Here is a 26,325-nt window from a genome sequence, read left to right as displayed (position 1 = left end):
ACTATCACGATCACGAGACCGGTCCGGAACCGCGAACGGCCTGAGCGACAGCGTTCCCGCCGTCCGGCAGAGTCGCGACGATGAGCAGTCGGGCGTTACTGCCCCGACGCGCGACGGGTCAGCAGGTCGCGCACGTGGGCTTCGATCTCGGCGTCGTCTGCAGCCCGACCGGCGAACGGCGCCTGCGTCGTGCGTGCCGCACGTGCCGCGGTGATCGAGGGCGGGGCGGCGCGTTCGGCGCGCTCGCGCATGGCCTCCTCCAGCGCCGCCTGGCGCAGTGCGTCCTGGGCCGCTGCCGCGTCCAGGGCCGCGGCGGCACGTGAGCCGGCGGATGCCGTGAGCGGGCGCGGCAGCTCACGCGGCATCCAGGCGCGCTCGTCCGCGAGTGACACGTCCTGCAGCGAAGTGGCGACGGCGGCGAGGGACGGCTCGGACGCGACGACGGTCCGCACGCCTGCCCGCATGCCGGCGCGGGCGCCGACCCGCGCCATGCGCACGAGCAGCAGCGCGCAGGCAACGGTGGTCGTGGCACCGATGGCGAGCAGCGTGGTCGTTCCGGTGACGGCGAGCACCAGCCCACCCCACCCGGCCATGACGATGCCGGCGAGGGCGAGGACGCTCGTGACGAGACGGGCGCGGCGACGCGCGCGGGCGCGACGGGCGGCGGGCAGCGCACGGGCGGCGGCCGCTTCGGCGCGGGCACGTTCCTGGGCTGCTGCGGCGTGGGCGCGGGCGCGCTCCCTCGCGACGACGGCCTCGGCACGGGCGTACTCTGCGTCGGCGCGGGCTCGCTCCTTGGCGGCCTCGGCTTCGGCGCGGGCGACCTCCGCCTCGACGCGGGCGCGCTCCTTGGCGGCCTCCACCTCGGCGCGGGATCGTTCCTTGGCCACGACCAGCTCGGCGCGGGCGGTCTGCAGCGACGCCTGCTCCCGTTCGGCGAGGGCCTGGCGGGCCAGCCGCTGCTGCGCCAGGGCGGTGCGCGCGTTGAGTTCCAGCCGCATCTCCTCCGGCGCCTCGCTGGTCTCGGCGAGCACGCGCAGTGCGCGGTTCATCCGCAGTGCGTTGCGCTCCGCGGCCTCGTACTGGTAGCGGCTGTACCAGGACGGCAGCAGGTAGATCAGCCAGAGCGCGACGGCGACGGCGACGATCACGCCTCCACCCAATACCTGCCCACCCATGCCGACCACGGTATGCGATCAGGGCCGTCCGCACGCGCTCTTCTGCGCGTGTCGCAGTCTGACCTTCGACCAGAAGGTGAAAGTTTCAGGCGGGAAGGCGGTCGGACGGCGGAATCGCCGCGGCATCCTGCGGGGCTGCGCCGTTCACCCAGCGCCGCAGCACACCCTCCGGCACCTCTTCGCGCACCAGCGCGAACGCGTAGTGGTCGCGCCAGTCCCCGTCGATGTGGATGAACCGTCGGCGCAGACCTTCGTACCGAAATCCGAGCTTCTCCACGACCCGCAGGCTCGCCCGGTTCTCCGGGCGGATGCAGATCTCCATGCGGTGGAGCCCGAGTTCGCCGAAGCTCAGGTCCGTCGCCAGGGCGACCGACGTCGGCGTGATGTCCCGGCCGGCGAACCGCCGGCTGACCCAGTACCCGATGGTCGCCGACGAGAGCGACCCGCGCGCGATCCCCCACACGTTCAGCTGGCCGGCGATCTCGCCCTCGTACTCCATGACAAGCGGCACGCCTGCGCCGTCGCGGTACTGCTGCAGCAGGCGGCGCACGCCCAGGCGCATGTCGAACGAGGTCGGGCCGTCGGGGCTGGTCGCCTCCCAGGGCCGCAGCCACTCACGGTTGCTCAGCAGCTCCTGCTGCAGCACGCGCGCATCGCGCGAGCGCACCAACCTGATGGAGATGGGCCCGTGTTCGCGGGGCGACAGTTCCACGCAACCCCCTCGGTGCCGGCGTCAGAGTTTCGCCGCGAAGTCCTTCAGCCAGGGACGCAGCTCCGGCCCCAGATCATCGCGGTCGGTGGCCAGCTGCACGATGGCCTTGATGTAGTCCACCCTATCGCCGGTGTCGTAGCGACGACCCCGGAACACCACGCCGCGCACGCCGGGACCGTCGGGGTCGGCGGCGAGCTCCTGCAGCGCGTCGGTGAGCTGGATCTCGCCTCCCTTGCCGGGCTCGGTGCGCTCCAGGATCTCGAACACGCTCGGCGCCAGGACGTACCGGCCGATGACGGCGTAGTTCGAGGGCGCGTCGGCGGCGTCGGGCTTCTCGACGAGTCCCGTCACGCGCACGACGTCGTCATCGTCGGTGGGCTCCACCGCGGCCACACCGTACAGGTGCACCTGCGAGGGCTCCACCTCCATGAGGGCGACGATGGCGGCGCCGGTGCGCTCGTGCTCCTCCATCATGCGCGTCAGCAGCGGGTCCCGCTCGTCGATGAGGTCGTCGCCCAGCAGCACCGCGAACGGGTGGTCGCCGACGTGGCTGCGGGCGCGCAGCACCGCGTGACCCAGTCCCTTGGGGTCACCCTGGCGCACCATGTGGATGTCGGCCAGATCGGTGGACTGCTCCACCTTCTTCAGCTTCTCCATGTCGCCCTTGGCGCGCAGACGCTCTTCGAGCTCCGGCATCTGGTCGAAGTGGTTGGCGATGTTGTTCTTGTTGCGGCCGATGATGATCAGCACATCCTGGATGCCGGCGTGGGTCGCCTCTTCGACGACGTATTGGATCGCGGGCTTGTCGACGACGGGCAGCATTTCCTTCGGCATCGCCTTGGTGGCGGGGAGGAAACGGGTGCCGAGTCCGGCAGCAGGAATGACAGCTTTGAAGGGCTGGGGCATGCCGACAGTGTAGTGGGGAGGCGGAATGCGCCAGGGATGACGCTGCGGACGCCTACAATCGACTTCATGTCAGATGGCATCGACGACGCCAAACGGGCCCTGCGCGCAGAGTTGCGCGAGCGCCGCCAGCAGTTGAGCGACCAGGCGCGCCAGGAAGCCGAAGAAGGCATCCGCGTGCAGCTCGACGCCCTCGTGGACGCCACCGGCGCGCGCTCCATGTCCTGCTTCCTCTCCACCCCCACCGAGCCGGGAACGCGGTCGTTCCTCAACGCGGCCATCGCCCGCGGCATCCGGGTGCTCTTGCCGGTCACCCGCACCGACGGCCTGCTCGACTGGTCGGTGGCCACCCCCGACGGCGACGTCACCGACGGCCTGTTCGGCCTGCCCGAACCCGTCGGCGAGCTGCTCGGCCCGATCGCGGTGGGCGACGTCGACCTGCTCGTGATCCCCGCCGCCGCCGTGGACCGGTCGGGCATGCGGCTGGGATGGGGCCGAGGCTATTTCGACAAGACGCTCGGCTCGATGGAGCGCTGCCCGCCGGTCTACGCGGTCGTCTTCGACGCGGAGTTCATCGACGAAGTCCCGCGCGATGTGCACGACCAGCCGGTGACCGGCGTCGTGACCCCCACCCAGACGATCGTCCTGTCGCCCGCGCGGCGCTGATCCCCCACACCCGAGGAACACCATGCCTACCTACGCCTATGCCTGCAAGCAGTGCAGCCACCGCTTCGACGCCGTCCAGTCCTTCGCAGAGCCGTCGCTGACTGAGTGCCCCGAGTGCGGCGGCGTGCTGCGCAAGGAGTACGGACAGATCGGCGTCACCTTCAACGGATCCGGCTTCTACCGCACCGATTCGCGTGCCGGCGCCGCCGGCGGCGGCACGAGCGGTGGCAAGAAAGATGCCGCCGCCAGCTCCTCATCTACCGCGACGACCTCTTCTTCGTCATCATCGTCTGCAGGGGCATCCGCCTCCCCCGCCGCGGCGGGTTCGTGACCGGCACTGCCGGCGAGACGAAGGGAGTCCTCGTGATCCAGGGCTTCAAAGATTTCATCCTGCGCGGCAACGTCATCGATCTGGCCGTCGCGGTCGTGATCGGCGGCGCGTTCACCGCTCTGGTGAACGCAGTCGTCAGCAGCATCATCACGCCGATCGTCGCTCTGTTCTACCAGGAGAACGAGGCCGGCATCGCCGGCCCAACTGTCTACGGCCTCTACGGCCAAGCGGTGACGTTCCCCATCGGCGACCTCATCAGCGCGGTCATCAGCTTCTTCGCCGTCGCGCTCGTCGTCTACTTCGTGTTCGTCGTGCCGATGAACCGCTGGAAGGAGCGCCAGGCGCGCAAGGCCGGCATCAGCGAGCAGGAAGAGGAGAAGCTGCCCACCGAGCAGGAGATCCTGGTGCAGATCCGCGACCTGCTCGAGAAGAACAGCGCGAACCGGCCATAGTCGAGGGCGGCACGAAGAAACAGCCTCTCAACTCACCAGTGCGGCGGGACGTCGCGCTTGAGGCGTTCGTCGTTCGGCCCGGGTGCCGCAGCCCCGCCAGGTGCGGGAGGCGCGGCATCCGGGTCGTCGGCGTCTGCGGGCACCGGCTCGGGACTGGTCCCGGGCGCCGGCGTCAGCTTCGCGCGCCGCGCCCCGGGGACCCGCTCGACGCGCTGACGGTCATTCGAAGGCATCGAAGGGCTGGGTCGGGGTGTCGGCGGTCGGCGTATGGGGCTGCACGCCGAGGATGCCGGCGATGCGCGCCGCGACCCCGGCGGGGTCGCTGTAGAGGTCGAACGCGTGCACGCGCACGTAATGCCACCCCAGGCGGCGCAGGATGAGCGGCCGGAGCCGCAGCGACTCGCGCAGCGACTCGCCCATCGCCTCGGGGTCGCTCTCCGCGACCACGGCCTTGCCACGGTACTGGGCGACCAGCGGCAGCAGGCCACGGTAGTCCACGTCGACGGACACGCCGAGGCTGCGCAGCTCGCGCGCCAGCGCGAGGGTCAGCGGGTCGGCGAGGTCCTCCAGCCGCGCGTCGCGGGAGCGGGCGGCGATGCCGCCGAGGATCGACATGAGCGTCGCGGCCCCGTACTCCAGGCGTCCGTCGTCGAACGCGGAGGGGCGGATCGACGACACGATCACCATGGAGCGGCGGGCGCGGGTCATGCCCACCGTCAGCAGCCGCTCGCCGTCGGGAGTGGACAGGTCGCCGAAGTCGCTGAGCACGCGTCCATGGCGGGTGAGACCGAACCCGAGGGAGAAGATGACACGGTCGCGGCTCTCCGCGACCGACTCCTCGAGCGTCAGCACGGCGAAGGGTTCGGCGGTGTCGCGGGAGAGGAAGTCGGCGACGTCGGAGCGGCCCGCGAACGCGGCCTCCACGGCGGCGCGCACGCGCTCGGCGTGGCGGGTGCTGGCGGTGACGACCATCAGCGATTCGCTGCCGCGGTTGACGGCGTGCTCGACGACGAGTGTGACCACGCGGGCCACCTCCGCGTCGGGGCTCTCGACCGCGCCGGTGATCGGGTCGGGCGCGCCGACGCCGCCTTCGACGTAGTCCACGCCCAGGCTGCCGCGGCCGAGGTAGGAGCCGGCCCACGGCAGGGAGATGATCTCGCCGCCGTAGAACGCGTCGTTGACGAGCTCGGCGAGGTCCTCGCCGCCGGCGCGGTAGCTGCGGGTCAGCGTCTCGACCGGCAGCAGGTCGGCCAGGCGCTCGAACAGGCTCGGCTCGTCGGTGTCGACCGGCGCCTCATCGTCGGGCACGGTGCCGGGCAGGGCCGCCGACACGCGGAACGGGGTGGGCTTCTGGGTGACCGGGTCGCCCAGTACGACGACCTGGCGGGCGCGTCGCAGCGCGGGGGCGGCCTCGGCGAGGCTGAGAGCGGCGGCATCCGCCACGATCACGACGTCGAATTCGGGACGGTCGGGGATCTGCGGCACCTCGTACGGCGAGGCCAGCCACACCGGGGCGAGCGCGCGCATCAGTGTGGGCGCATAACCGACGAGTTCTTCGGCGGATGCCGAGCCCTCGCGCAGCGCCTGCTTGAGGGAGGTGGCCTCGACAGGCTCGTCGACGATCGCGATCTTCCAGCGGGTGGCGAGCTGAGCCGCCAGCAGAGGGCCGGACGCGGCGGCATGGGCCTCGTCGACCAGACGGAAATCGCGCTCGAGACGGTCGACGACGTTGGTGTTGGCTCCCAGCAGGGCACGGTCGGTGCGCAGCAGGTACTCCAGCGCCGACTGCCACCAGGCGAACTCGAGCTCGGCGCCCACCTCCGCCTCGGGGACGTGCCGCACCGACAGCTCGGCCAGCAGCGGCTCCAGCCCGAGTTCGGCCAGCTGGGTGCGCAGGGTGGCGCGCTCGACCAGGTTGTCGAAGACGTCCGACTTGGCGGCGAGACCCGCCAGCGTGCGCAGCAGCTGCGGGATGGGCAGGTGGGTGAGCGAGGCGGTCGCGCTGCGGCCGAGCACCGCGTCGAGCGCGGTGAGGTCGGCATCCACGCGCTGCCAGGCGGCGTGCACGTCGGCGAGGCCCAGAGGCACCTCCGGCAGCACGCCCGGCTCCACGTAGCGCTGCCACTCCGCGCGCTGCTGCTGCACGCGCACGAGACCCGCGTGCATGTCGGTGACGTGCATGCCGGGGCGCACGTACTCGCGCGAGAGGCCCTTCAGCCGTCGGCGCTGCGGCCCGCTCATCTCGGGGGCGTCGCGGCGCGGCCCGTGTGCCTGGATGAGCTCGGCGAGCGGCCGTTCGAACACGGTGAGACTGAAGCGGTCGAGGGAGTCCCGGATGCCCTGCAGCAGCCGCAGGTAGCCGCCGAGCTCCGCAACCGTCTGGAACGGACGCATGCGCGTCTGGCCGATGAGCTCGTAGCCGCGCTCGAGCAGCTGCGGCACATCGGTGCGCTGGAGCCGCGAGCTGAGCGCGTGGGCCTTGCGCGCCTCGTCGGTCGTGGCGAAGCTCACGCCGTACCAGGGCGAGTCGTCGGGCCCGAAGCGGAACTCCCCCAGCCGTGCGGCGGTCGAGAGCATGACGGCCGCCTCGGCGCGGCGGGTCGACAGGCGCACGAGCGTCGTGAGATCCAGTCGTGCGCTCGTGGACGGCTGCGGGGTGCGTGCGGCGAGCGTGGTGAGCGTGCGCAGGGCTTCCAGCGGCGAGACGCCGATGGTGGGATGCCGCGTGGTGAGTGCTCCGCGGTAGTCGCGCAGCACGCTGCGCAGCCGCACCAGTGCGTCGTCGATGTCGGCGACCTTGGGCTGCTCCGCCTTCTCGTTGCGAGCGATCGCGCGGACGAGGTCGCGGTGCAGTTGACGCGGCGAGACCGCGAGTCCGGGCAGGCCGATCCCCGCGAGGCGGTGGCGCACGCCCTCGAGCGTGGAGCGACGCGCGCTCACGACGAGCACGCGCTTGCCTTCCTGCACGAGGGCGCCGACGGCGTTGATCACGGTCTGGGTGCCGCCGGTGCCGGGCAGGGTGTGCACGACGAGCGACTGGCCGGCGGCGATGCGGGCGAGCACGCCCTCCTGCTCGGCGTCGGCGTCCAGCAGCAGGGTGTCGGCCGCCGGCGAGCGCTCGTCGGCGCCGAGGGTCTTGGGCAGAGGCCGCACCGCCGAGACCTGCTCGCGGTCGGCGGCGTGACCGGCGAGCGCGTTCAGCACCGGGTGGTCGAGGTGGATGAGGTCGGCTTCCATGGCCGAGCCGACGTCGGCGAACGTCGACACGACCAGACGCGGCTGCACCGTGAAGGTGGGGATGCGCGCGGTCAGCGCGCGCAGGTGGTCGATGACCGGCTGCGGCTTGAACACGCCGCCGTCGTGGGCCAGCGCAGCCAGCGCCCGCCCGTCGAGCTCGATGCCGAAGTGGGCGCGGGCCGCGCGCACCAGCTCGGGGTTGATCGTGAACGATCCGTGCAGCTTCAGTTCGAAGTCGGAGTGGTGGCGGCGGATCGCCAGCGGTCGCAGCAGCACAGGCGCCGAGCAGGCCAGCCCGCCCAGTCGCCAGGTCGCGAGGCCCACCGCCAGGTTCACCGTGTCGAGGCCGCGCGCGGTGCGCAGCTCCACGTCGCGGGAGGTGATGCGCTCGGCGGCCAGACGCGCACCGCGCAGCGCGACTTCGTCGCGGAAGAGGTTGGACAGCAGCGTGGAGCGGCCGGTGATGAACTGCGGCAGGCTGCCGGGATGCGCCTTGGTGATCTCGATTCCGGCGTCGCCCGCGTCGACGTAGTGCAGCAGGCTCGATCGTCCGCCGAGTTCCGCCGCTTCGCGGCGCAGGCGGGCACGCTCACCTTCTGCGACGTGCGTCACGGCGACTCCGGGCTCCGCCACCCCCAGCTCGCCGGGCGCGACCGACACGGCACGATCCGCTGCCGCGGCATCGACCGTCGCATTGCCCTCTCCTCGCCACACACGAGCCAGACTAAGCGGCTGCCACCCGTCAGCCCGCACGCGGGCCCGAGTTTCGCGGTATTGCCCGCCATGGCGCGCCCATCGCCTCCTCCACAGGCTCGGATTCGACCGTGTCCCTCCACTGATCTCCTCTCCTGCTCCCGTGGACGCAGCGGGACGACCAGGATGGGCGCATGACCCCGACCGCGTACTCGGTGCACCCGACACCGATCGGCGAGGCCCTCGTCGTGGTGAGCGATGAGGGCCTCGTCGCCCTCCACATCCTCGATACCCCCGCCGGCGATCACCTCGCCGCGCTCACCATCGAGCTCGGCGCCGTGCCCGAGCACGATCCGGCCGCCACCGCCGCGGTGACGGCGGCGCTCGAGGGGTACTTCGCCGGCATCCGCCGCTCCTTCGACCTCGCCATCGACTGGCGCCTGGTGCACGGCTTCACCCGCACCACACTGCAGACGGTTTGCGAGATCCCCTACGGCGAGACCACCTCCTATGGGGACGTGGCGGTTGCAGCGGGCCACCCCCGCGCACATCGCGCGGTGGGCAGCGCATGCGCACGCACGCCGATCTCCATCGTGATCCCCGCGCACCGTGTCGTGCGGGCGGACGGATCGATCGGTGAGTACGGCGGGCATCCTCACGCCAAGCGGCTTCTGCTCGACCTCGAGGCCCGCGCCGTCGCCGGCGACGCGGCGGAGGGTGCCGTCGCGGGCGACGCGGCGGAGGGTGCCGTCGCGGGCGACGCGGGCGAGCGTGCCGCAGCCGACGCCGCCCCGAGCGCAGCCGCAGGCGACGGTCCCCGCAAGGCTGCGGGCGTGTAGGCCGCCCGCACGATGAGCGGCCCCGGGCGCGATGCCCGGGGCCGCCGGCCCGACGCGGAGCGCCCGGCCCACTCACCTCAGTGGTTCGTCGCCTTCTCCGCTCCGAAGCCGGTCAGCGAACGCACATCCATCTCGGCCGCGAGCTTCGGGTCCTCCCGCTTGCGGGAGGTGACCGTTCCGAGCCAACCGAGGAAGAACCCGAGCGGGATCGACACGATGCCCGGGTTGTTCAGGGGCCAGATCGCCGCACCGGTGTCCTTGAACACGCTCGTCTCCGTGCCCCAGAAGACCGGGGACAGGAAGATGAGGATGACGGCGGCAGCGAGGCCCCCGTACATGCTCCACACCGCGCCGCGCGTGGTGAACTTGCGCCAGAACAGCGAGTACAGGATGGTCGGCAGGTTCGCCGAGGCGGCGACCGCGAAGGCCAGCGCCACGAGGAACGCCACGTTCTGACCCTGCACACCGATGCCGCCGAGGATCGACAGCACACCGATGACGACCACCGTGCGCCGCGCGACCTTGACCTCGGCGTCGGGTGCGACCTTGCCCTTCTTCACCACGTTGGCGTAGATGTCGTGGGCGAACGACGCTGCCGCGGTGATGGTGAGTCCGGCGACGACGGCGAGGATCGTCGCGAACGCCACGGCCGAGATGAACCCGAGCAGGATCGGCCCGCCGAGCTCCAGCGCCAGCAGCGGCGCTGCGGAGTTCACGCCACCGGGAGCGGCCGCGATGACCTCGGGCGTGACCAGCGCGCCGGCACCGTAGCCCAGCACGAGCGTGAGCAGGTAGAACAGGCCGATCAGCCAAATGGCCCAGACCACCGAGCGACGCGCCTCCTTGGCGGTCGGCACCGTGTAGAAGCGCATCAGCACGTGCGGCAGACCCGCCGTGCCGAGCACCAGGGCCAGGGCGAGGGAGATGAAGTCCCACGGGTTGGCGCCGTACTGCAGGCCAGGGCCGAGTACGCCCTCACCCGCCGGCGAGGCCGCCACGGCCGCCTCGAGCAGCGAGTTGAAGTTGAAGCCGTAGAGCGCGAGCACCCAGATCGTCATGCCCAGTGCGCCGCCGATGAGCAGGAACGCCTTGACGATCTGCACCCACGTGGTGCCCTTCATGCCGCCGATGAGCACGTAGAGGATCATCAGCAGGCCGACGACGGCGACCACGATCGACTGCCCGATCCTGTCGTCGATGCCCAGCAGCAGCGACACGAGACCGCCGGCGCCGGCCATCTGCGCCAGCAGGTAGAAGAAGCACACCGCGAGGGTCGTGATGGCCGCGGCCATGCGCACCGGAGCCTGCTTCAGACGGAACGACAGAACATCGGCCATCGTGAACTTGCCGGTGTTGCGCATGAGTTCGGCCACGAGCAGCAGAGCGACCAGCCACGCCACCAGGAACCCGATGGAGTAGAGGAAGCCGTCGTAGCCGTTGATGGCGATGGCGCCGCAGATACCGAGGAAGGATGCCGCCGACAGATAGTCGCCCGAGATCGCGAACCCGTTCTGCGGTCCCGTGAACGAGCGGCCCGCCGCATAGTAGTCCGCCGCGGTCTTGTTGTTGCGGCTCGCCCGGATGACGATGAAGAGCGTCACCGCGACGAAGGCGCCGAAGATGGAGATGTTGAGGATGGGGTTGTTCTCCACGGTGTCCACCGCGGCATCGATCGCGCCGAAGATCTCGTTCATGCTCCCGCCTCCTGCTTCTCCAGCTGCTCACGGATCGCCTGGGCTTGCGGGTCCAGCTTGCGATTCGCGTACCAGACGTAGGTCATGGTGATCGCGAAGGTCGTCACGAACTGCCCGAGCCCCAGGAGCAGGCCGACCGTGATGTCTCCCGTGACGCGCTGTGCCATGAAGTCCGCCGCGAACGACGACAGCAGCACGTACAGGAAATACCAGAGCAGGAACGCGATGGCCAACGGAAAGACGAAACTCCGCTGGCTGCGCTTGAGGTTGCGAAATTGCGGTGATTCTTCCACCGCGATGTAATCGATCACGCCCGGCGGGGCGGTCTCGTTGTGTGGTGCGGTCATCTGTGCGGCCTCCTTGCCACTCGTTCTGTCCGCTCGGGTGCACCACCGCCTCAGTGCGGGGCACCCCTCGCGAGGGGTGTCACAGCGCCCGAAAAGCCCGGGAAGCGCCCCGCGGCCGCGTGATATCGTCGACGCTACGAAGGCGGCGACGGTGCCGTCACCCCCGGAAGTAGGTAGTGCGTGGTGGCACAAACGGGTTTCGATACAGACGATCAACTGGTCGCGCGGGCAGTGGGAGACCTCTCCCGGCACGCCGGGTTTCCTGTCGTGTTCGCGGGCCTGGAGCACGCCGGCGCGGTGCACGTCAGCGCCATCGCCGGCGCGCGCACCCGCAGCATCGAGGGTCTCGTCGTCCTCGCCGGCCGAGGGCTCGGCGGCGCGTCGCTGGTCGAGGGCCGGCCGCGGCTCGCCCCGGATTACCGCACCAGCCGCAGCATCACCCATGACTACGACCGGGCGATCCTGGGCGAGGGCATTTCCACCCTGCTGGCCGTGCCGATCATGGTCGCTGCCAAAGCGCGGGGCGTCATCTACTGCGGGTCATGGCAGCGCGCGTCGGTGGGCGACGCGGTGTCCAAGCCGGTTTTCGCGGCCGCGCAGTCGCTCGCGGTCGAGCTGCGCGTGCGGGATGAGGTGCGCCGCCGGGTCGCGCTGATCCCTCCCCCGGAGTCCACCGCCACGATGCCCACCGCCGCGCGGGAGGAGCTGCGTGAGAGCTACGCGGAGCTTCGCAGCATCGCCGCCGCCGTCGGCGACCCCGCCATCCGCGAACGCCTCGCCCGGATCGAGCAGCGCCTGGCCACGCTTTCGGCCGATTCATCGCCATCCGAGAAAGTGGATGCCGCTCTCTCCCGCCGTGAAATCGACGTGCTGGCCTGCTGCGCTCTCGGGGCGACGAATGCCGAGATCGCCGGCTCGCTGGGGCTGAAAGAGGGGACGGTGAAGTCCTATCTCGCCTCGGCCATGGCCAAACTCGACGCCTCCACTCGGCACGCCGCCGTAATGCGCGCGAGGCGGGCCGGAATTCTACCCTGATCCGCGAATTGTCGCTTTGCGGCATTGCCCCCTGTCATTGCGGGGAGCGCGCCACTATGGTGTCCGCATGGCCCGGAGAATTGTGCACCAGCTCGTCGACGACCTCGACGGAACCGAACTCGAGGTCGGCTCAGGTGAGACCGTGTTGTTCTCGCTCGACGGCATCGCGTACGAAATCGACCTGACCGACGACAATGCGCGGGCGCTGCGTGACGCTCTGCAGCCTTACGTGTCGGCGGCACGCCGTGTCTCAGGCGGCCGCGCGGCCGCCTCGAACGGCGGACAGAAGCGTCGCCGCACCGGACAGCACGACTACGGCCCCGTGCGCGAGTGGGCCAAGTCGAACGGCTACGCCATCTCGGAACGGGGTCGCGTGCCGGCATCCGTTCTCGAGGCGTACGAAGCCGCCCGCTGAGCAGCGTGACGCCCGGCGTCCCACCGACGCGCACCGGGCGGCACGTGCGTCACGGCACGCTGCGGTTCCGTGTGGTCGAAAGCAGCGGCCCGTCGCGGTCGAACCGTCCCGTCGTGGTGCTCGTGCACGGCATCGGCATGTCGCACCGCTCCCTGCGTCGCCTGCACGACGCGCTGGCCGCCCACGAGGCGACGGTGTTCTCGATCGACCTGCCGGGCTACGGGGGGCTGCCCAAGCCCGACCACGACGTCGACGTCGCCGAGATGGCGGAGGGACTCGCCGGGGTGCTCGCCACCCTCGATACCGGCCCGGTCGTGCTGGTGGGTCATTCGATGGGCGCCCAGTGGGTCGTCGAGACCGCCTGCCGCCGACCCGACCTCGTCGCTCAGGTCGTGGCGATCGGCCCCGTGGCCGACGAGCGCCACCGCTCCCTGCCGGCGCAGGCGGGCGCGCTCGCTCTGGACACGCTCCGGGAGTCGCCGGTGGCGAACGCGATCGTATTCACCGATTACCTGCGCTGCGGCATCCGCTATTACCTGGCGCAGGTGCGCCACATGATCGACTACCCGATCGAGCAGCGCGTGGCCGATCTCGCCGTGCCGCTGCAGGTGATCCGCGGCCAGCGGGACCCCGTCGCCCGGGCGGACTGGTGCCGCCGGCTCGCAGATGCGGCGTCGGATGCCACGGTGGTCGAGATCCCGGCGGCCGCCCACATCGTGCAGCACACCGCGCCGCGCGCGGTGGCCTCGGCGATCCTGGCCCGCGCCGGCCTCACGGCGGCGACGTGATCGGGGCCGTCAAGGCCGCCGCCTGGTGGGCGCGCGACTACGCGTACGCCGGCATCTGGCAAGCGCGGGCGCTGCTGAACCGCACCGACCCCGATGCGTTCCTGACGGGGACGGGCCGCCCGGTGGTGGTGCTCCCCGGCATCTACGAGACCTGGAAGTTCTTGCAGCCCCTGGTGGCCGCCATCCACGAGCGCGGTCATCCGGTGCATGTGCTCGACGACCTGCACCGCAACGAGCGGCCCGTCGTCGAGATGGCCGCGCAGGTGACGGCGTACCTTGCCGAGCGCGATCTCGCGGACGCCATCGTCGTCGCCCACAGCAAGGGCGGCCTCGTGGGCAAGCAGGTGATGATCGGGACGGAGAGCGCACGCGTGCGCAGCATGCTCGCCGTCGCCACGCCGTTCGGCGGGTCACGATACGCGCGGCTGCTGCTCCCGCCGACGCTGCGCATCTTCTCCCCGCGGGATGCCACGATTCTCGCGCTGGCCGCGCAGGCAGAGGTGAACGCACGCATCGTGTCGGTCTATGGGCGGTTCGACCCGCACATCCCGGAGGGCAGCAAGCTGCCGGGGGCGAAGAACGTCAAGCTCGAGACGGGCGGGCACTTCCGCATCCTCGCGCACCCGCGGGTGCTGGCCGAGTTCACGCTGCTCGCCCGCGCGGACTGACCGGAAGGGGCGCGGGAGCGCGGTGCGTGGGGCGCGGGAGCGCGGCCGCGGGGCGCGGGAGCGCGGGAGCGCGGCCGTCGCGGGGCGCGCAGCACCGGCACCTTCTCCACAGCCGGCCAGAGTTGCGACTTCTCCACAATCACCTGCTGGCCTGGGCTTTACCCCTCTCAATGTCGGAGGGGGTCGCGAGAATAGACCCATGACCGCAGCCCCGACGCTCACCGCCCCGCGCGATATGCGCTCGCGCGGCGCGGTCATGGCGGGACTCGAACGCACCCGTCAGCGCATCGCCGCATTGCAGGCGGAGGAGTTGCGACTCCTCGCCCGCGCCGATGCGCTCGCGATGGCGCAGACGGCGCGACTCGCATCGTCGACCGCACGCGAACGCGAGATTCCGCTGCGCGACATCGCCGCCGAGGCCGCCGCCGTGCTGCGCCGATCCGACCGCGGCATGCAGCAGCGGCTGCACGATGCCGCGGTGCTCGTGACCGGCTTCGCCGCGACGCTCGCGGCGCTGCAGGCCGGGCGGGTGGACGCGGCGCACGTGCGGGTGATCCAGGATGCCGGCGCCCGCATCGCCGACCCCGACGCCCGGCGGCGGTTCGAGCAGTCGGCCCTCGCGGTGTGCGAACGCGAGACGCCCGGGCGAGCTCGGCCGATCGTCGCGGTGATCGCGCAGCGGCTCGACCCCGTGCCTGCCGATGAGCGGCACACCGACGCAGCCGAAGAACGTCGCGTGTGGGTGCGGGATCTCGACGACGGCATGGCCGAGTTGGGTGCCGTGCTGCCGGCGATCCTGGTGCACGCCGCCCACGACCGGCTGACGACGTTCGCCCGGCAGGTCGCCGACACCCGCCGGCCGCAGGCGGGTGAGGCCGTCCCCGAAGACGTCGATCGGCGCACGATGGCGCAGGTCCGCGCCGATGTGCTGGCCGACCTGCTGCTCACCGGCCACGCGACGGGCGCCGTGTCGAACGATGCGCTGGCCGGGTGTGCGGCGATCACCGCACAGGTGCAGGTCGTCGTCCCCGCCGACGCGCTCGTTCCCCGCGGCCTGCTCGTTCCCCGCGACATGCTCACCCGGGCGGGAGTGACCGCACCGTCCACCCCCGTGCCCGCAGGCAGCATCCACGGCGCCGACGGCGGCCACGGAATCCTCCCGGGCTTGGACCACTCCCCGGCCGAGCTGGTCGGCCATGGTCCGATAGACAGCAGTGCGGCACGACGACTCGCCGCCACCGCGGACGTGTGGGAGCGCATCTTCCTCTCCCCCACGACAGGCGCAGTGATGCACGTCGACACCTATCGCCCCTCCCGCGTGCAGCGCCGACATCTCGACGCCCGCGACGAGCATTGCCGTTTTCCGGGATGCCGAACGCCCTCCCGCAGGTGCGACCAGGATCACACCGTCGACGCAGCCCGCGGCGGGCCGACGTCCCTGACGAATCTCGCGAATCTTTGCCGGCGGCATCACACCCTCAAGCACGCCGCCGCGTGGACGGTCGAGCAGGTCGATCGGGGTGTGCTGCGCTGGACCAGCCCCACGGGGCGCGTCTTCCCCGACGTCCCTCGCCGGGTGCTCGAGTTCGCCGCTCTTGCGTCACCGCACGGCCCCACCCCCGAGGCGAGGCTCGGTCGCACCGAGCCACTCGAGACCGCTCCGTTCTAGCGACCCACGCACCGCGGTCCGCGTCTCGCTGGGCGCCGACACTACCCCTTCACCGCCCCCTGCGTGACGCCCTCCGTTCGCCCGGGCACGCTGAGACGCCGTCCGCTGCCGGCGCGCTCGCAGGGCGAAGCGAGGCCCTGGCATACTGCCACCATGGCATCCCCGAGAACCCAGCAGGAGCGCCGCACGGTGCTGATCACCGGAGCCGGATCGGGCACAGGGGCCGCAGCCGCCAGAGCCCTGGCGGCGACGCACCACGTGGTGCTCGTCGGGCGGCGCCTCGACCGCCTCGAGAGTGTCGCCGAGCAGATCAGCGCGGCGGGCGGCACCGCCACGGCGCTGGCGTGGGACATCACCCGTGGCGACGCCGAGACCCTGCTCGAAGCCGCAGGCCCAGTGGATGACCTCGTGCTGGCCGCAGGGCTGAACACGCCGCAGCGCACCTGGGGCGACCAGCACATGGCCGATTTCCGCAGCGTCATCGACACCAATCTGATCGCGGTGGCCGAGATCATCGCCGCGGCACTCCCGGGTCTGCGCCGCGCCCAGGGCACGGTGTGCATCATCTCCTCCGTGGCCGCCTGGACGGCGTCCCCGGGAGCCGGCGTGGCCTACCGCGCCAGCAAGATGGCGCTGCGCGCGCTGACCGACGCGCTGAACGAGCAGGAATCCACGCACGGCGTGCGAGCCGGGGCGATTCTGCCGGGCGACATCGACACGGAGTTCCTCTCGCTGCGTCCCGCTCCCCCGTCGGACGAGCCGCGCAGGCGAATGCTCGCAGCCGAGGACGTCGCGCGAGCAGTGACCTTCGTCGTCACCTCTCCGCCGCACGTGCGCATCGACGAACTCGTCATCACTCCGGTGGGATCGGTGGAACGCTGAGCTCCGTTCGCCCGACCGCGGTCACCCCTTCGTCGCGCCGGCGGTGAGCCCCGACACGATGTACTTCTGCGTGAACAGGGCGATGAGCATGATCGGCACGGTGACGATCACGGCAGCCGCCATCAATCCGCCCCAGTCGATGCTCGCGTAGCCGACGAAGTCGAAGATCGCCACAGGAAGCGTCTTCGTGCTCGACCCGGAGAGCACCAGCGCGAACATGAAGTTGTTCCAGGCGAAGATGAACGACAGGATGGCCGCCGTCGCGACCCCGGGCATCGACAGCGGCAGGGTGATGCGCAGGAACGCTCCGATGGGAGTGAGACCGTCGACCTGCGCCGCCTCCTCCAGCTCCTCAGGCATGGAATCGAAGTACGACATCATGATGTAGAGGATCAGGGGCAGCGACACGAACATCATGGACAGGATCAGCACCGTATAGCTGCCCACGAGCCGCATCTGGGAGAAGACGAAGTACCACGGCACCAGCAGGCTCACCCCGGGGATGATCCTCGCCAGAAGCACCACCATCGCCGACTTCCCCATGACGAACCGGCTCATGCTGTATGCGGCCGGAACCGCCAGAAGCAGCGACAGCACCGTGGCGACGAAGGCGACGAACAGCGAGTTCCAGATGTAGGCCGCGTAGTTCGCCTGACCGAACACGGTGGCGTAGTTGCCCAGCGTGGGGGTGAAGACGAAGGACTTCGACGGGTCGTAGATGTCCACGTTCGTCTTGAAGCTCGCCAGCAGCATCCACATCAGCGGGGCGACGAAGGTGACGACGACGGCCACGAGACCGACGGTGCGCCCGAAACCAGGCCAGGGGAACCGCTTGCGACGCCTCTCCGGGACGACGACGAGAGCCGTGGTGCTCATTTGTTCAGCGCCTTCCTGCGCAGCGACATGATCCAGATCAGGCCGATGATCATCATGAAGAACAGGATGAGAACGGTGGATGCCTGGCCGTAGCGGTTGTAGTCGAAACTCAGTCCGTACGCGTAGATGTTGAGCGTCTCCACCTCATGGAAGGACCCTCCCCCTTTGCCCTTGGTGGCGTAGAGGATGTCGAAGGTCTTCAGTGCATCGATGCCGCGGAGGATGACCGCAGCCACGATGGTGGGCGCGAGCAGCGGCAGCGTGACGTACCAGAGCCGCTGCCACCAGTTCGCGCCGTCGACGCGTGCGGCCTCGTCCGGCTCCTCGGGAAGAGCCGTCAGCCCGGCCAGCACGATGAGGGTGACCATCGGCGTCCACTGCCAGACGTCCACGAAGATCAGGGTGCTCAGCGCCGTGTCCGGGCTGCTCAGCCACGGCTGAGCAGGGATGCCGACCCACGAGAGCAGTTCGTTCGCGAAGCCGATGTTCGGCTCGAAGATGAGCCGCCACATCATGCCCACCGCGACGGGCGTCGCCACGAGGGGAAGCAGGATCGCGACCCGCACCCACCGCTCGCCGCGGAACGGCTTCCACAGCAGCAGCGCGATCGCGATGCCGAGAACGACCTCGAACAGCAGCGCCCCGCCGGTGAAGTAGGCGGTGCGCCCGACGGCCGGCCAGAAGCGCTCGGTGTCGGTGAGTACGTCGGCGTAGTTGCTCAGACCGACGAAGTCGAACGGCGCGCGAACGGAGCCGCGCGAGTTGGTGAGGCTGAGATAGAGCGTCCACACCAGCGGGAAGATCAGCAGCAGGGCGATGAAGATCATCGCCGGTGCGGCGAAGACCCATCTGCGGTGCTTGTTCACCCAGTGGGAGTATCTCGCCCAGACGTCGCTCTCACGGCGCGCAACAACGCTCACGCCGGTCCTCCTTCTCTGTCGTCCGGTGGCGGGATGCATCGTTCGCGCATCCCGCCACCGACGTGGTGTGGGGGGCCAGTTCCGCCGGGCCTACTGGTTCTCGTCCTCGAGGAAGGCGGTGAACTTCTCCTGGGCCTGTTCGACGGCGTCTTCGACATCGCCGCCGGTGATGCCCACGACGATGGGCTCTCCGACGATTTCTCGCGCCTCGGCGACGTTGACGACGAGCGGGCGATCGTATCCGACGCCGTTCTCGGCGTTGATGGCGATCGCCTCGGCGAGCGCAGGCGGGAAGCTGGCGGTGCCCGCCGGGTCGTCCCACACCGACGTACGCGCCCCCGGCACACCCTGCTCCTGGACCGCCAGGACGCTGTCGAAGCTGGTCGCCCACTCGATGAACTTCCAGGCGTTCTCCTGGTTGGGAGACGTCGCGTTGATGCCCAGCGCCCACGACGGGATGCTGTACGGCTTCGAGCCGGCCGGTCCCTCCGGGAAGGGGGCGTACCCGAGCTTGTCGTAGACGGTGGAGTTCTCCTCGAGCGCGAGGTTCTGGTAGAGGCTGCTGGCGTCGGTGTAGAAGGCTGCCTGACCCTGCGCGAAGATGGCTGCCGCTTCGGGCCAGCTCATGTCGGTGCTGACGTTCTCGGGGCCGTATGCGTTGAGCAGTCCGCCGTAGTACTCATAGGCCTCCAGCGCCGCCGACGTGTCGATGGCCGACTCGGTGCCGTCGAGGAAGTCTCCGCCGAAGCTGAACAGGTAGCTCGAGAACTGGGTGACCGCTGCGGAGCGGCCGGTGCGGGCGACGAAGCCCGCGACGCCGGGGTTGGCTTCGGAGATCGCCTTGGCCGCCGCTTCCAGCTCGTCGAGGGTCTGGGGGACCTCGAGGCCGGCGGCCTCGAGGAGGTCGGTGCGGTAGTAGAGCACCTCCGACTCCGTGATGAGGGGAACGCCGACGACGGTCCCGTCGTACGTGGTGGCCTCCACGGGTCCGGACTGGAAGTCGCTCCAGTCCCAGTCGCCGGCGTCCTCCACATTCGCGGTGAGATCGGCGAGATAGCCGTTCTGCGCGAAGAGCTTTCCCTCCTGGAGAGGGCGGTACATCATGACGTCGATCTCGTCCGTGCCCGCGTTGAGCTTGACGTTGTACTGGTCGGAGAGCTGGTCCTCGCCGAGCTGGGTCAGCTCGACGGTGAGGCCGGTCTCCTCCTCGAACTCCGACAGCTTCTCCTTCATGATGTCGGTCCACACGTGGTTCGCGAGGGTGATGCGCAGCACATCGCTCTCCCCTCCGCCGTCACCGGTGCCGCCCGAGCAGGCCACCAGCGACGCCGCTGTGAGGGCTGCGACCGCGGCGACCGTCGAGGTCCTGAGTACCGTTCGATGCTTCATCGCATCTCCTTCTCTGTCATCGCGCAGCATTGCGCCGGTAAGAGGGGGGCCGGGTGCACCGCACCGCTAGCCGTGACTAGTCTAATAAATCATACTTGTAGCGCAAGCACGAACGACAAGGGAGTCATATGCACATCGACCTGCGCGGAAAAGTCGCCCTCGTCACGGGGGTCGGCCGCGGCATCGGCCGGGAGATCGTCACGACGCTCGCCCGTGAGGGCGTCACGACGGTGTCGGTCGACGTCAGCGCGACCGACCTGCAGGACACATCCGCGGAACTGGACGCGATCGGCACCCCCCACCGGGAGTTCGTCTGCGACATCCGCGATTCGGCGCGGATCGGCGAGGTCGTCCAGGCCGTCGACGAGGCCTACGGGCGCCTGGACATCCTCGTGAACAACGCAGGCGTCGTGGGCAACGGCGCCATCGAGGTGATGGACGAGGCGACGTGGGACCTCGTCCACGACGTCAACCTGAAGGGCACGTTCCTGATGTGCCGCGCAGTGCTGCCGATCATGAAGCGGCAGCGGTGGGGCCGCGTGATCAATGCCGCCTCCTTCGCCGCATTGGTCCCGATCTACGCGAGCGGGGCCTACGCCTCGTCGAAGATCGCCGTCGCGCACTTCACCCGCGCACTCGCCGGCGAGGTCGGCCCCTGGAACATCACCGCGAACGCCTACGCGCCCGGCATGATCCCCACCGCCATGAACGGGTTCGCGCAGCTGCCGCCCGAGGAGCAGTCCCGCCTCCTCGATACCCTGAGCCTGCGTCGGTGGGGCGACAAGGCCGACATCGCCAGCCTGATCTGCTTCCTCGCCTCCGATCATGCGTCGTACATCACAGGTACGCTCATCGATGTCAGTGGAGGCAAGCTCGCTTCCCAGATGCCACGCCTCGCGTACGAAGCGGCAGCCGCCGACGGCGACTACGACTTCGACGCTGCGGCGAGTGAGTGAGCGGAGTACCCCTGTGACCGATGGCAGAAGCGTCAGCGCCGCCGCGCGCTACCGAGCACGCATCGGAACGGGCCTGTATGCCCATGTCGTCGATGAGATCGGACAGGAGATCATCAACGGGGACATCCCGCCCGGGAGCATCGTCTATGCCGACCAGCTCTGCGAGCGGCTCGGGGTGTCACGCAGCGTGGTCAGGGAGGGAATCCGCACCCTCAGCTCGATGGGGCTGGTGGAAGCCAGACCGCAGGTGGGCACCCGAGTGCTGCCGTCATCGCAATGGGACCTGCTCAATCCCTACGTGGTCAAGTGGCGTGGGCAGGGGCCGGGCTATGTGGAGCAGATGAAGCAGCTGCTCGAGTTGCGCCTCGGCATCGAGCACGTGGCCGCCGGGCTCGCGGCCACGCGCATCGACGCCGAAGGCGCGCAGGCGATCCTCGAGAGCGCCCAGGGGATGAAGGAGTCCTTCCTCTCCGGCGACGCGCGTCGATTCTTCGAGCGGGATGCCACATTCCACCGGCTGCTCCTGGAAGGCACACAGAACGCGGTCATCGCGCAGCTCGCGGACACCATCGGAGCAACGCTGGACGCGCGCGGGCAGGACACCCGCCCGGGCATGCACGACATCACCGCCGACTCGGTCGAGAACCACCTGGCACTGGCGGAGGCCCTCGTGCGTGGTGACGTCGCCGCCGCCCAGAGTCTGGCCATCAGCCTGGTCGAGCGGACGCTGCGGGAGTTCGACCACATGCACGACCGCTCGCGCTCCCGCTGACGCCCCGGCGGGCGCCCTCAGTGCGGCATCACCATGACCGACTTGATGTTGCGCCCGGATTCCATGTGCTCGAACGCCTCCCGCCAGTCGGCCAGGTCGTAGACGCCGCCGAGAACCCGCGTGGTGTCCAGCGCGCCCGTGGCGAAGAGACCCAGCACCCGCTCCCAGGTGGTCCACGTGTGCGAGAAGGAGCCGAAGAGGGTGACGGCCTTCGCCACGAGCGGATCCAGACTGAAGTTCAGGGGCTGCGGGCCCCAGCCGATCTTCGCTATGGCCCCGAGCGGGCGCACCAGTTCCAGTCCCTGCGCGAGCGCTGCGCTCACGCCGGTCGCGTCGACGACGAGGTCTGCCCCCAGACCATCGCCGAGTGAACGGATCAGCGCGACGGGGTCCTCCCTGGTGATGTCGATCGCGTGATCGGCACCGAGTTCGAGCGCGGTCTTCAGGCGGCGCTCATCCACCGGCGTCCCGAGCACCACCGTCGTTCCCGCACCTCTCAGCCGAGCGATCTGCAGGGCCAGCGCGCCGATCGCGCCGGCACCCTGGATCACCACCAGATCGCCCGGCGTGACACTGGCGCGCTCGACGAGGGCGTTGTAGGCGACGGCGAACGGTTCGGTCATCGCCGCCTGTTCGAACGAGACGGTCTCGGGAATCCGGTGCAGAACGCGGGGTTCGGCCAGAAGCAGCTCACCGAATGCGCCGTCGCGCGTCGCTCCATACCCCTGACGATGAGGACACAGGTTGTACCGGCCCACGCGGCAGAGCGCACAGACGCCGCAGATGCGGGCGGCGGTCTCGCACACCACGCGGTCGCCGACCTGCCAGCCGGTGACATCGTCGGCGACCGCCGCGATGACGCCTGCGGTCTCGTGGCCGAGCACGACGGGCAGCGCCACGTCCCAGCTCTGGCCATTGCGCCACATGTGGATGTCGGAGCCGCACACGCCCACTGCGCGCGCGGCCACCAGCACGGTGCCCGGCTCCAGAACCGGAGCAGGTACGTCGCGCAGCTCGACATCGCCGTCGGACAGGCCGAACTTCACCAGCGCCTTCATCGCGCCACCTCACGGCGGTGGTCGTCCCGTGCGATGCTGGGCAGCCCCGCTGCGGCGAGCGCGTCCTCCTGGGTGCGCACCCGGACGGCGGTCGAGCCGGCCCAGTACTCATCGCGGGCGGCGCGGAGGAAGTCCACGGACTCTGCCATCTCCCCCATGCCGTTCACGCCGTCCTCGATGCTGATCCAGCCGTCGTAGCCGGCGTCCACCAGCGTGCGGAAGATCCTCGGGTAGTCGTTGAGGCCTCGGCCGATCACGCCGTGCTGCAGCAGTGGGGAATAGCCGAGCGTGCCGTCGCTCTGGCGCAGCTCGTCGAGGGATCCCCCGGGGGCCAGCGATCGATCCGACGCCTGCATGGTGACGACGCGATCGACGACGCGATCCAGGAAGTCTGCGGAATCGTCACCCGCCACGATGGCGTTCGAGGGGTCGAACTGCACCCCGAACGTGGCTCGGTCCTCGATGGCATCCACGATCTCGAGGAACACGTCCGACCGCTGCGCGAACTCGGGGTAACGCCAGGTGCCGTCCTTGTAGTGGTTCTCCATCGCCAGGGTCACGCCCAGTTCCCGGGCGATGGGGATGAGCCGGGTGTAGGCCTCCACCACCCACTCGATGCCCTGTTCCCGCGGCACCTCCGGCCACCGCTGGCCGGAGAGCACTCGCGTGCTGGCGCCTCTGCCACCGAGTCGAGCGGTGGCGCGCATCATCTCGACCTCCTTGTCGAATTCCGCTGCCCGCACATCGGCGTCGGGGTGGGTGAAGTCGGGTGACACGCACATCATCGGCATCTCGAAGCCTGCGTCGTCGAGCGCCTCGCCGATGGCATCCAGGTAGTCGTCGTCGCTCTGCCAGAGCATTCCGCTGTACAGCTCGAGCCCGTCAGCGGGGAGCACGGCGGCTTTGTCGATCCACTCGAACACCGTCATGGTGCGCCGTACGGCCAGATCGTCCAGCTCCCCCTTGGGAAAGACGCTGATCCTCATCGGTTCCTCGTTTCTTCATTGAAGCTCGGTCACTCAAAAGTATGACGAGTAAGACTATTATGTGTACGCGGCACCACGGCAAGGTGATCGATCACGCAATGAAGCGAGAAGGAGTCGACATGACCATCGATGCTGAGCAACTGCGTACGTGGACCACGGCGCTGCTCCAGACCTGGGGTTACGAACCAGAAGACGCGGAGTACCTCTCCGACACGCTGGTCGACGCGAACCTGCGCGGCGTCGACTCGCACGGTGTGATCCGCCTTCCCGCTTATCGGGCACGCATCGACGCGGGTCTGGTGGATCCGGCGGCGCGACCCTCGGTCGACCGCAACGGTGCCGTGGTGCGCATCGATGCCGGCGGCACCGCCGGACAGTTGGCCGCGCGCGCCGCGGTGGATGAACTGACCCAGCTGAGCGGCGAGTTCGGCGTGGCCGCTGCCACCGTGCGGGGAAGCACCCATTTCGGCACTGCCGGCTACTACGCCCGTGCGCTCGCGGGACGCGGCAAGGTCGCCGTCGTCGTCTCGAACTCGGAGCCGAACGTGGTGCCGTTCGGAGGGAAGAGCGCGTTTCTCGGTACCAACCCGCTCGCGTTCGCCGCGCCGACGGGCGGCGAGCCGCTGAGCCTGGACATGGCGACCAGCACGACGGCCATGGGCAAGGTGCTCGTGGCGCGCGCGAAGGGTCAGCCGGTGCCGCCGGACTGGGGAGTCGATGCCGACGGCGCGCCCACCACCGACGCGGCCGCCGTGGTGTCCCTCCTGCCCGCCGGCGGGCCCAAGGGGTACGGCCTCGCCTTCCTGATCGAAGTGCTGGCCGGGGTTCTCAGCGGCGCCGCCGTGGCCGGAGACATCGGCAACATGTACACCGATTTCTCGAAGCGACAGGATGTCGGGCACTGGATGCTGGCCATGGACGTCGCGCACTTCCTCCCCCTCCCGCTCTTCCGCGACCGCATCGATGCGCTGATCGACTCTGCACACGGCGCCGAGCCGGCCCCCGGGTTCGACCGGGTTCTTGTCCCCGGCGAACCGGAACGACTCACGGCGCAGGCGCGCGAAGCTGCGGGGATCGATCTGCCCGCAGCCACGGTCGAGTCCCTCATCGAACTCGGTGTCGCCGGCGGGGTCCCCTACCCCGGTACGGAGGCGTCGTCGTGAAGCTGCTCATCCCGGACATCGTCGACGCGCCCTCGGCGCCCGACGGCGTCGAAATGGTCGCCTACGATCCGTCGTCACCCATCCCCGACCTGCACGTCGATGCCGAGGGTCTGGTCGTGTGGGGCGTGCCGAACGACCTCCTCGCCGACGCGGCGACCCGATTGCAGCGCCTCCGGTGGGTGCAGCTGCTCTCCGCCGGCAGCGATGCCGCGCTCGCGGCCGGCTTCCCGGACCATGTGGCGATCACCAGCGGGCGCTCGCTGCACGATGCGCCCGTCGCCGAGCACGCCCTGGCACTCACTCTCGCCGCGGCGCGGCGGCTCAACCTGCTCGTGCGAGCGCAGATCGGCCACCGCTGGGCCGGTGAGCTGGGCGGCATCCAGGCCGAACCGAGCCCGGGGGTGTTCTCCACCTTGCGGGACGCGAACGTCGTGATCTGGGGATTCGGCAGCATCGGGTCGGCCCTCGCCCCGCATCTTCGCGCGCTGGGAGCCTCCGTCACGGGCGTCGGACGTCGACCGCGCCGCGAGGGCGACATCGAGGTCGTCACCGACGAGCAGCTGCCACAGCTGTTCGCGACCACCGACGTCGTGATCATGATCCTTCCCGCCGGCGACGAGACGGAGCACGCCCTGAGTGCCGCGCTGCTGGCAGCTCTGCCGCCGCACGCCTGGGTCATCAATGTCGGTCGCGGCAGCACCATCGATGAGCAGGCTCTTGTGCAGGCCCTACGTGCGGACCGGATCGGCGGCGCCGCCTTGGACGTCACGACCGAGGAGCCCCTGCCGGCATCCTCGCCCCTGTGGGACCTGCCCAACGTGATCATCACTCCGCACGCTGCGGGAGGCCGCCCGCTCGGGGCGGCGGAGCTGATCGCCGCGAACCTGCGGGCCTATCGGCGCGGCGAACAGCTGCGCAATCTCGTCCGAGCAGCGAAGGAGGTGTGACGGCGGTGTCCACGACCATTCGCGGGCTCACACGCGCGTCGATCACCCGTCCCCTCGTGCAGATCTCACTCGATCTCACCAGCAGCCGTGACGCCCTGCAGACGGCCGCCGTGGCCGTGGAGGCCGGCGCGGACTGGATCGAAGTCGGCACTCCCCTCGTGCTGGCCGAAGGGCTGCACGCGGTGCGCGCGCTCCGGAAGGAGTTCCCCCGCCATCCGCTCATCGTCGATCTGAAGACCATGGACGGCGGCTACCTCGAGGCCGAGATGATGGGCGATGCCGGAGCCGACGCCGTCATCGTCATGGGCCGTGCCCACGACGCGACGATCGACGCGGTCGTCGCGGCGGGCGAGAGGTTCGGCATGCTCGTCATGGGCGACGACCTCGGGGCACCGGATCGGGTGGCGGAGTGCGCCCGCCTCGAGTCGCTGGGGGTGGGCATGGTCATCCACCACATCGGCTACGACCATCGCAACGCCCACCCCGATGAGGGCCTGTCTCCCCTCACCGATCTGCCCGCGATCGTCGCCGCGACGAGTGTTCCCGTGCAGGCCGTGGGTGGGCTCTCGATCGAGCAGGCTGTGGGGTGCCCAGCCCTGGGCGCTCCCGTGGTGGTCTTCGGCGCTCCCTTGGCCATCGACGGCAGATCCTTCGCCGCTGCGGACGGAGACCTCCTGGGCGTGCTGACGGAGGCGTGCGCGCGCGTCCACAGCGCGCCGGTGCGCTATGGACCGGGCGGGGCCTGATCG

Annotated in this window: 27 protein-coding genes; 15 read left to right on the top strand and 12 right to left on the bottom strand. The window is 70.0% G+C overall.

The features are described 5' to 3' along the window. Positions 1 to 95: 95 nt before the first annotated feature. The 3 genes from QNO26_RS05115 to galU all read right to left on the bottom strand — a co-directional run bounded on the left by QNO26_RS05115 (position 96) and on the right by galU (position 2,796). Positions 96 to 1,178, bottom strand: coding sequence for a SepX/GlpR family protein (locus QNO26_RS05115; RefSeq protein WP_257525639.1), 1,083 nt, complete (start codon positions 1,176 to 1,178; stop codon positions 96 to 98). 85 nt (positions 1,179 to 1,263) lie between these two features. Then, positions 1,264 to 1,890 (bottom strand): GNAT family N-acetyltransferase, encoded by a 627-nt coding sequence (locus QNO26_RS05110; protein ID WP_257525641.1) that lies wholly within the window; start codon positions 1,888 to 1,890, stop codon positions 1,264 to 1,266. A 21-nt stretch (positions 1,891 to 1,911) separates the two neighbouring features. Further along, positions 1,912 to 2,796 carry a UTP--glucose-1-phosphate uridylyltransferase GalU gene (gene galU / locus QNO26_RS05105; protein WP_257525643.1) on the bottom strand — a complete coding sequence of 295 codons (885 nt, stop codon included), beginning with the start codon at positions 2,794 to 2,796 and terminating at the stop codon, positions 1,912 to 1,914. A gap of 66 nt (positions 2,797 to 2,862) precedes the next feature. On the opposite strand from galU, the gene QNO26_RS05100 reads away from it, so the two are divergent. From QNO26_RS05100 to mscL, 3 genes are read left to right on the top strand one after another with little or no spacing between them, the layout of a single operon-like run. Further along, the gene (locus tag QNO26_RS05100; RefSeq protein ID WP_257525645.1) at positions 2,863 to 3,459 is read left to right on the top strand and encodes a 5-formyltetrahydrofolate cyclo-ligase; all 597 of its coding nucleotides are present in this window, start codon (positions 2,863 to 2,865) and stop codon (positions 3,457 to 3,459) included. 22 nt (positions 3,460 to 3,481) lie between these two features. Further along, positions 3,482 to 3,790: an FmdB family zinc ribbon protein gene (locus QNO26_RS05095; protein WP_257525646.1), complete on the top strand. Its 309-nt coding sequence runs from the start codon at positions 3,482 to 3,484 to the stop codon at positions 3,788 to 3,790. 32 nt (positions 3,791 to 3,822) lie between these two features. Beyond that, on the top strand, positions 3,823 to 4,242 hold the full coding sequence (gene mscL, locus QNO26_RS05090; protein WP_257525836.1) for a large conductance mechanosensitive channel protein MscL: 420 nt from the start codon (positions 3,823 to 3,825) through the stop codon (positions 4,240 to 4,242). Positions 4,243 to 4,274: 32 nt separating this feature from the next. Here the strand turns inward: mscL and QNO26_RS05085 are convergent, their stop codons facing one another. Further along, a complete protein-coding gene (locus QNO26_RS05085; protein ID WP_257525647.1) occupies positions 4,275 to 4,475 on the bottom strand; it encodes a hypothetical protein in 201 nt (66 codons plus the stop codon). Next, positions 4,462 to 8,139, bottom strand: coding sequence for a DEAD/DEAH box helicase (locus QNO26_RS05080; RefSeq protein WP_374679329.1), 3,678 nt, complete (start codon positions 8,137 to 8,139; stop codon positions 4,462 to 4,464). The genes QNO26_RS05085 and QNO26_RS05080 overlap by 14 nt, the downstream gene beginning before the upstream one ends. A gap of 227 nt (positions 8,140 to 8,366) precedes the next feature. Here QNO26_RS05080 and QNO26_RS05075 point away from each other — a divergent pair, with 227 nt between their 5' ends. Continuing rightward, positions 8,367 to 9,011 carry a methylated-DNA--[protein]-cysteine S-methyltransferase gene (locus tag QNO26_RS05075; RefSeq protein WP_257525649.1) on the top strand — a complete coding sequence of 215 codons (645 nt, stop codon included), beginning with the start codon at positions 8,367 to 8,369 and terminating at the stop codon, positions 9,009 to 9,011. A gap of 77 nt (positions 9,012 to 9,088) precedes the next feature. On the opposite strand, the gene QNO26_RS05070 is transcribed toward QNO26_RS05075, so the two are convergent. Both QNO26_RS05070 and QNO26_RS05065 read right to left on the bottom strand, forming a co-directional pair. Continuing rightward, positions 9,089 to 10,705, bottom strand: a complete 1,617-nt coding sequence (locus QNO26_RS05070; protein WP_257525652.1) for a monocarboxylic acid transporter — start codon at positions 10,703 to 10,705, stop codon at positions 9,089 to 9,091. After that, positions 10,702 to 11,052 carry a DUF485 domain-containing protein gene (locus QNO26_RS05065; protein ID WP_257525653.1) on the bottom strand — a complete coding sequence of 117 codons (351 nt, stop codon included), beginning with the start codon at positions 11,050 to 11,052 and terminating at the stop codon, positions 10,702 to 10,704. The genes QNO26_RS05070 and QNO26_RS05065 overlap by 4 nt, the downstream gene beginning before the upstream one ends. Positions 11,053 to 11,232: 180 nt before the next feature. Here QNO26_RS05065 and QNO26_RS05060 point away from each other — a divergent pair, with 180 nt between their 5' ends. The 6 genes from QNO26_RS05060 (at position 11,233) to QNO26_RS05035 (ending at position 16,509) form a co-directional block, all read left to right on the top strand. Next, entirely contained in the window at positions 11,233 to 12,087 is an 855-nt protein-coding gene (locus QNO26_RS05060) for a helix-turn-helix transcriptional regulator (RefSeq protein WP_374679325.1), read from the top strand. A gap of 67 nt (positions 12,088 to 12,154) precedes the next feature. Next, complete coding sequence (locus QNO26_RS05055) at positions 12,155 to 12,502, top strand: histone-like nucleoid-structuring protein Lsr2 (RefSeq protein ID WP_257525655.1); 348 nt, start codon at positions 12,155 to 12,157, stop codon at positions 12,500 to 12,502. A 113-nt stretch (positions 12,503 to 12,615) separates the two neighbouring features. Beyond that, positions 12,616 to 13,290, top strand: a complete 675-nt coding sequence (locus tag QNO26_RS05050) for an alpha/beta fold hydrolase (RefSeq protein ID WP_257525656.1) — start codon at positions 12,616 to 12,618, stop codon at positions 13,288 to 13,290. Further along, a complete protein-coding gene (locus QNO26_RS05045; RefSeq protein ID WP_257525657.1) occupies positions 13,287 to 13,958 on the top strand; it encodes an esterase/lipase family protein in 672 nt (223 codons plus the stop codon). Before QNO26_RS05050 ends, QNO26_RS05045 begins: the two co-directional genes overlap by 4 nt. A gap of 199 nt (positions 13,959 to 14,157) precedes the next feature. Then, positions 14,158 to 15,627, top strand: coding sequence for an HNH endonuclease signature motif containing protein (locus tag QNO26_RS05040; protein ID WP_257525658.1), 1,470 nt, complete (start codon positions 14,158 to 14,160; stop codon positions 15,625 to 15,627). Between the two features lie 153 nt (positions 15,628 to 15,780). Next, on the top strand, positions 15,781 to 16,509 hold the full coding sequence (locus QNO26_RS05035) for an SDR family oxidoreductase (protein WP_257525659.1): 729 nt from the start codon (positions 15,781 to 15,783) through the stop codon (positions 16,507 to 16,509). Between the two features lie 21 nt (positions 16,510 to 16,530). On the opposite strand, the gene QNO26_RS05030 is transcribed toward QNO26_RS05035, so the two are convergent. From QNO26_RS05030 to QNO26_RS05020, 3 genes are all read right to left on the bottom strand, one after another. Continuing rightward, entirely contained in the window at positions 16,531 to 17,385 is an 855-nt protein-coding gene (locus QNO26_RS05030) for a carbohydrate ABC transporter permease (RefSeq protein WP_257525661.1), read from the bottom strand. Beyond that, a complete protein-coding gene (locus QNO26_RS05025; RefSeq protein ID WP_257525662.1) occupies positions 17,382 to 18,305 on the bottom strand; it encodes a carbohydrate ABC transporter permease in 924 nt (307 codons plus the stop codon). The genes QNO26_RS05030 and QNO26_RS05025 overlap by 4 nt, the downstream gene beginning before the upstream one ends. Before the next feature lie 90 nt (positions 18,306 to 18,395). Further along, positions 18,396 to 19,694, bottom strand: a complete 1,299-nt coding sequence (locus QNO26_RS05020) for an ABC transporter substrate-binding protein (RefSeq protein ID WP_257525663.1) — start codon at positions 19,692 to 19,694, stop codon at positions 18,396 to 18,398. A gap of 128 nt (positions 19,695 to 19,822) precedes the next feature. Between QNO26_RS05020 and QNO26_RS05015 the strand changes: the two genes are divergently transcribed. Both QNO26_RS05015 and QNO26_RS05010 read left to right on the top strand, forming a co-directional pair. Continuing rightward, positions 19,823 to 20,650, top strand: coding sequence for an SDR family NAD(P)-dependent oxidoreductase (locus tag QNO26_RS05015; RefSeq protein WP_257525664.1), 828 nt, complete (start codon positions 19,823 to 19,825; stop codon positions 20,648 to 20,650). A gap of 13 nt (positions 20,651 to 20,663) precedes the next feature. Next, positions 20,664 to 21,422 carry a FadR/GntR family transcriptional regulator gene (locus QNO26_RS05010; RefSeq protein ID WP_257525665.1) on the top strand — a complete coding sequence of 253 codons (759 nt, stop codon included), beginning with the start codon at positions 20,664 to 20,666 and terminating at the stop codon, positions 21,420 to 21,422. A gap of 17 nt (positions 21,423 to 21,439) precedes the next feature. On the opposite strand, the gene QNO26_RS05005 is transcribed toward QNO26_RS05010, so the two are convergent. Next, a complete protein-coding gene (locus tag QNO26_RS05005) occupies positions 21,440 to 22,480 on the bottom strand; it encodes a zinc-dependent alcohol dehydrogenase (RefSeq protein ID WP_257525667.1) in 1,041 nt (346 codons plus the stop codon). Beyond that, entirely contained in the window at positions 22,477 to 23,466 is a 990-nt protein-coding gene (locus tag QNO26_RS05000) for a sugar phosphate isomerase/epimerase family protein (RefSeq protein ID WP_257525669.1), read from the bottom strand. Before QNO26_RS05000 ends, QNO26_RS05005 begins: the two co-directional genes overlap by 4 nt. 119 nt (positions 23,467 to 23,585) lie before the next feature. On the opposite strand from QNO26_RS05000, the gene QNO26_RS04995 reads away from it, so the two are divergent. Genes QNO26_RS04995 through QNO26_RS04985 form a run of 3 tightly spaced genes read left to right on the top strand, consistent with a single transcriptional unit; the run spans position 23,586 to position 26,322 of the window. Beyond that, a complete protein-coding gene (locus tag QNO26_RS04995; RefSeq protein ID WP_257525672.1) occupies positions 23,586 to 24,629 on the top strand; it encodes an Ldh family oxidoreductase in 1,044 nt (347 codons plus the stop codon). Further along, positions 24,626 to 25,576, top strand: a complete 951-nt coding sequence (locus QNO26_RS04990) for an NAD(P)-dependent oxidoreductase (RefSeq protein WP_257525673.1) — start codon at positions 24,626 to 24,628, stop codon at positions 25,574 to 25,576. Before QNO26_RS04995 ends, QNO26_RS04990 begins: the two co-directional genes overlap by 4 nt. 5 nt (positions 25,577 to 25,581) lie before the next feature. Further along, on the top strand, positions 25,582 to 26,322 hold the full coding sequence (locus tag QNO26_RS04985; RefSeq protein ID WP_257525674.1) for an orotidine 5'-phosphate decarboxylase / HUMPS family protein: 741 nt from the start codon (positions 25,582 to 25,584) through the stop codon (positions 26,320 to 26,322). Positions 26,323 to 26,325: the final 3 nt, after the last annotated feature.

The sequence above is a fragment of the Microbacterium sp. zg-Y1090 genome (assembly GCF_030246945.1).
Classification (GTDB): domain Bacteria; phylum Actinomycetota; class Actinomycetes; order Actinomycetales; family Microbacteriaceae; genus Microbacterium; species Microbacterium wangruii.
Note: the sequence above shows the minus strand (reverse complement) of the source record. Positions and strands in the feature narration are given on the sequence as shown.

Bases quoted from the DNA above. Each gene is read 5' to 3' on its own strand.
- QNO26_RS05115 (WP_257525639.1), bottom strand. From the start codon at position 1,178: ATGGGTGGGCAGGTATTGGGTGGAGGCGTGATCGTCGCCGTCGCCGTC.
- galU (WP_257525643.1), bottom strand. From the start codon at position 2,796: ATGCCCCAGCCCTTCAAAGCTGTCATTCCTGCTGCCGGACTCGGCACC.
- QNO26_RS05100 (WP_257525645.1), top strand. From the start codon at position 2,863: ATGTCAGATGGCATCGACGACGCCAAACGGGCCCTGCGCGCAGAGTTG.
- QNO26_RS05095 (WP_257525646.1), top strand. From the start codon at position 3,482: ATGCCTACCTACGCCTATGCCTGCAAGCAGTGCAGCCACCGCTTCGAC.
- QNO26_RS05085 (WP_257525647.1), bottom strand. From the start codon at position 4,475: ATGCCTTCGAATGACCGTCAGCGCGTCGAGCGGGTCCCCGGGGCGCGG.
- QNO26_RS05075 (WP_257525649.1), top strand. From the start codon at position 8,367: ATGACCCCGACCGCGTACTCGGTGCACCCGACACCGATCGGCGAGGCC.
- QNO26_RS05070 (WP_257525652.1), bottom strand. From the start codon at position 10,705: ATGAACGAGATCTTCGGCGCGATCGATGCCGCGGTGGACACCGTGGAG.
- QNO26_RS05065 (WP_257525653.1), bottom strand. From the start codon at position 11,052: ATGACCGCACCACACAACGAGACCGCCCCGCCGGGCGTGATCGATTAC.
- QNO26_RS05055 (WP_257525655.1), top strand. From the start codon at position 12,155: ATGGCCCGGAGAATTGTGCACCAGCTCGTCGACGACCTCGACGGAACC.
- QNO26_RS05040 (WP_257525658.1), top strand. From the start codon at position 14,158: ATGACCGCAGCCCCGACGCTCACCGCCCCGCGCGATATGCGCTCGCGC.
- QNO26_RS05035 (WP_257525659.1), top strand. From the start codon at position 15,781: ATGGCATCCCCGAGAACCCAGCAGGAGCGCCGCACGGTGCTGATCACC.
- QNO26_RS05030 (WP_257525661.1), bottom strand. From the start codon at position 17,385: ATGAGCACCACGGCTCTCGTCGTCGTCCCGGAGAGGCGTCGCAAGCGG.
- QNO26_RS05020 (WP_257525663.1), bottom strand. From the start codon at position 19,694: ATGAAGCATCGAACGGTACTCAGGACCTCGACGGTCGCCGCGGTCGCA.
- QNO26_RS05015 (WP_257525664.1), top strand. From the start codon at position 19,823: ATGCACATCGACCTGCGCGGAAAAGTCGCCCTCGTCACGGGGGTCGGC.
- QNO26_RS05005 (WP_257525667.1), bottom strand. From the start codon at position 22,480: ATGAAGGCGCTGGTGAAGTTCGGCCTGTCCGACGGCGATGTCGAGCTG.
- QNO26_RS05000 (WP_257525669.1), bottom strand. From the start codon at position 23,466: ATGAGGATCAGCGTCTTTCCCAAGGGGGAGCTGGACGATCTGGCCGTA.
- QNO26_RS04995 (WP_257525672.1), top strand. From the start codon at position 23,586: ATGACCATCGATGCTGAGCAACTGCGTACGTGGACCACGGCGCTGCTC.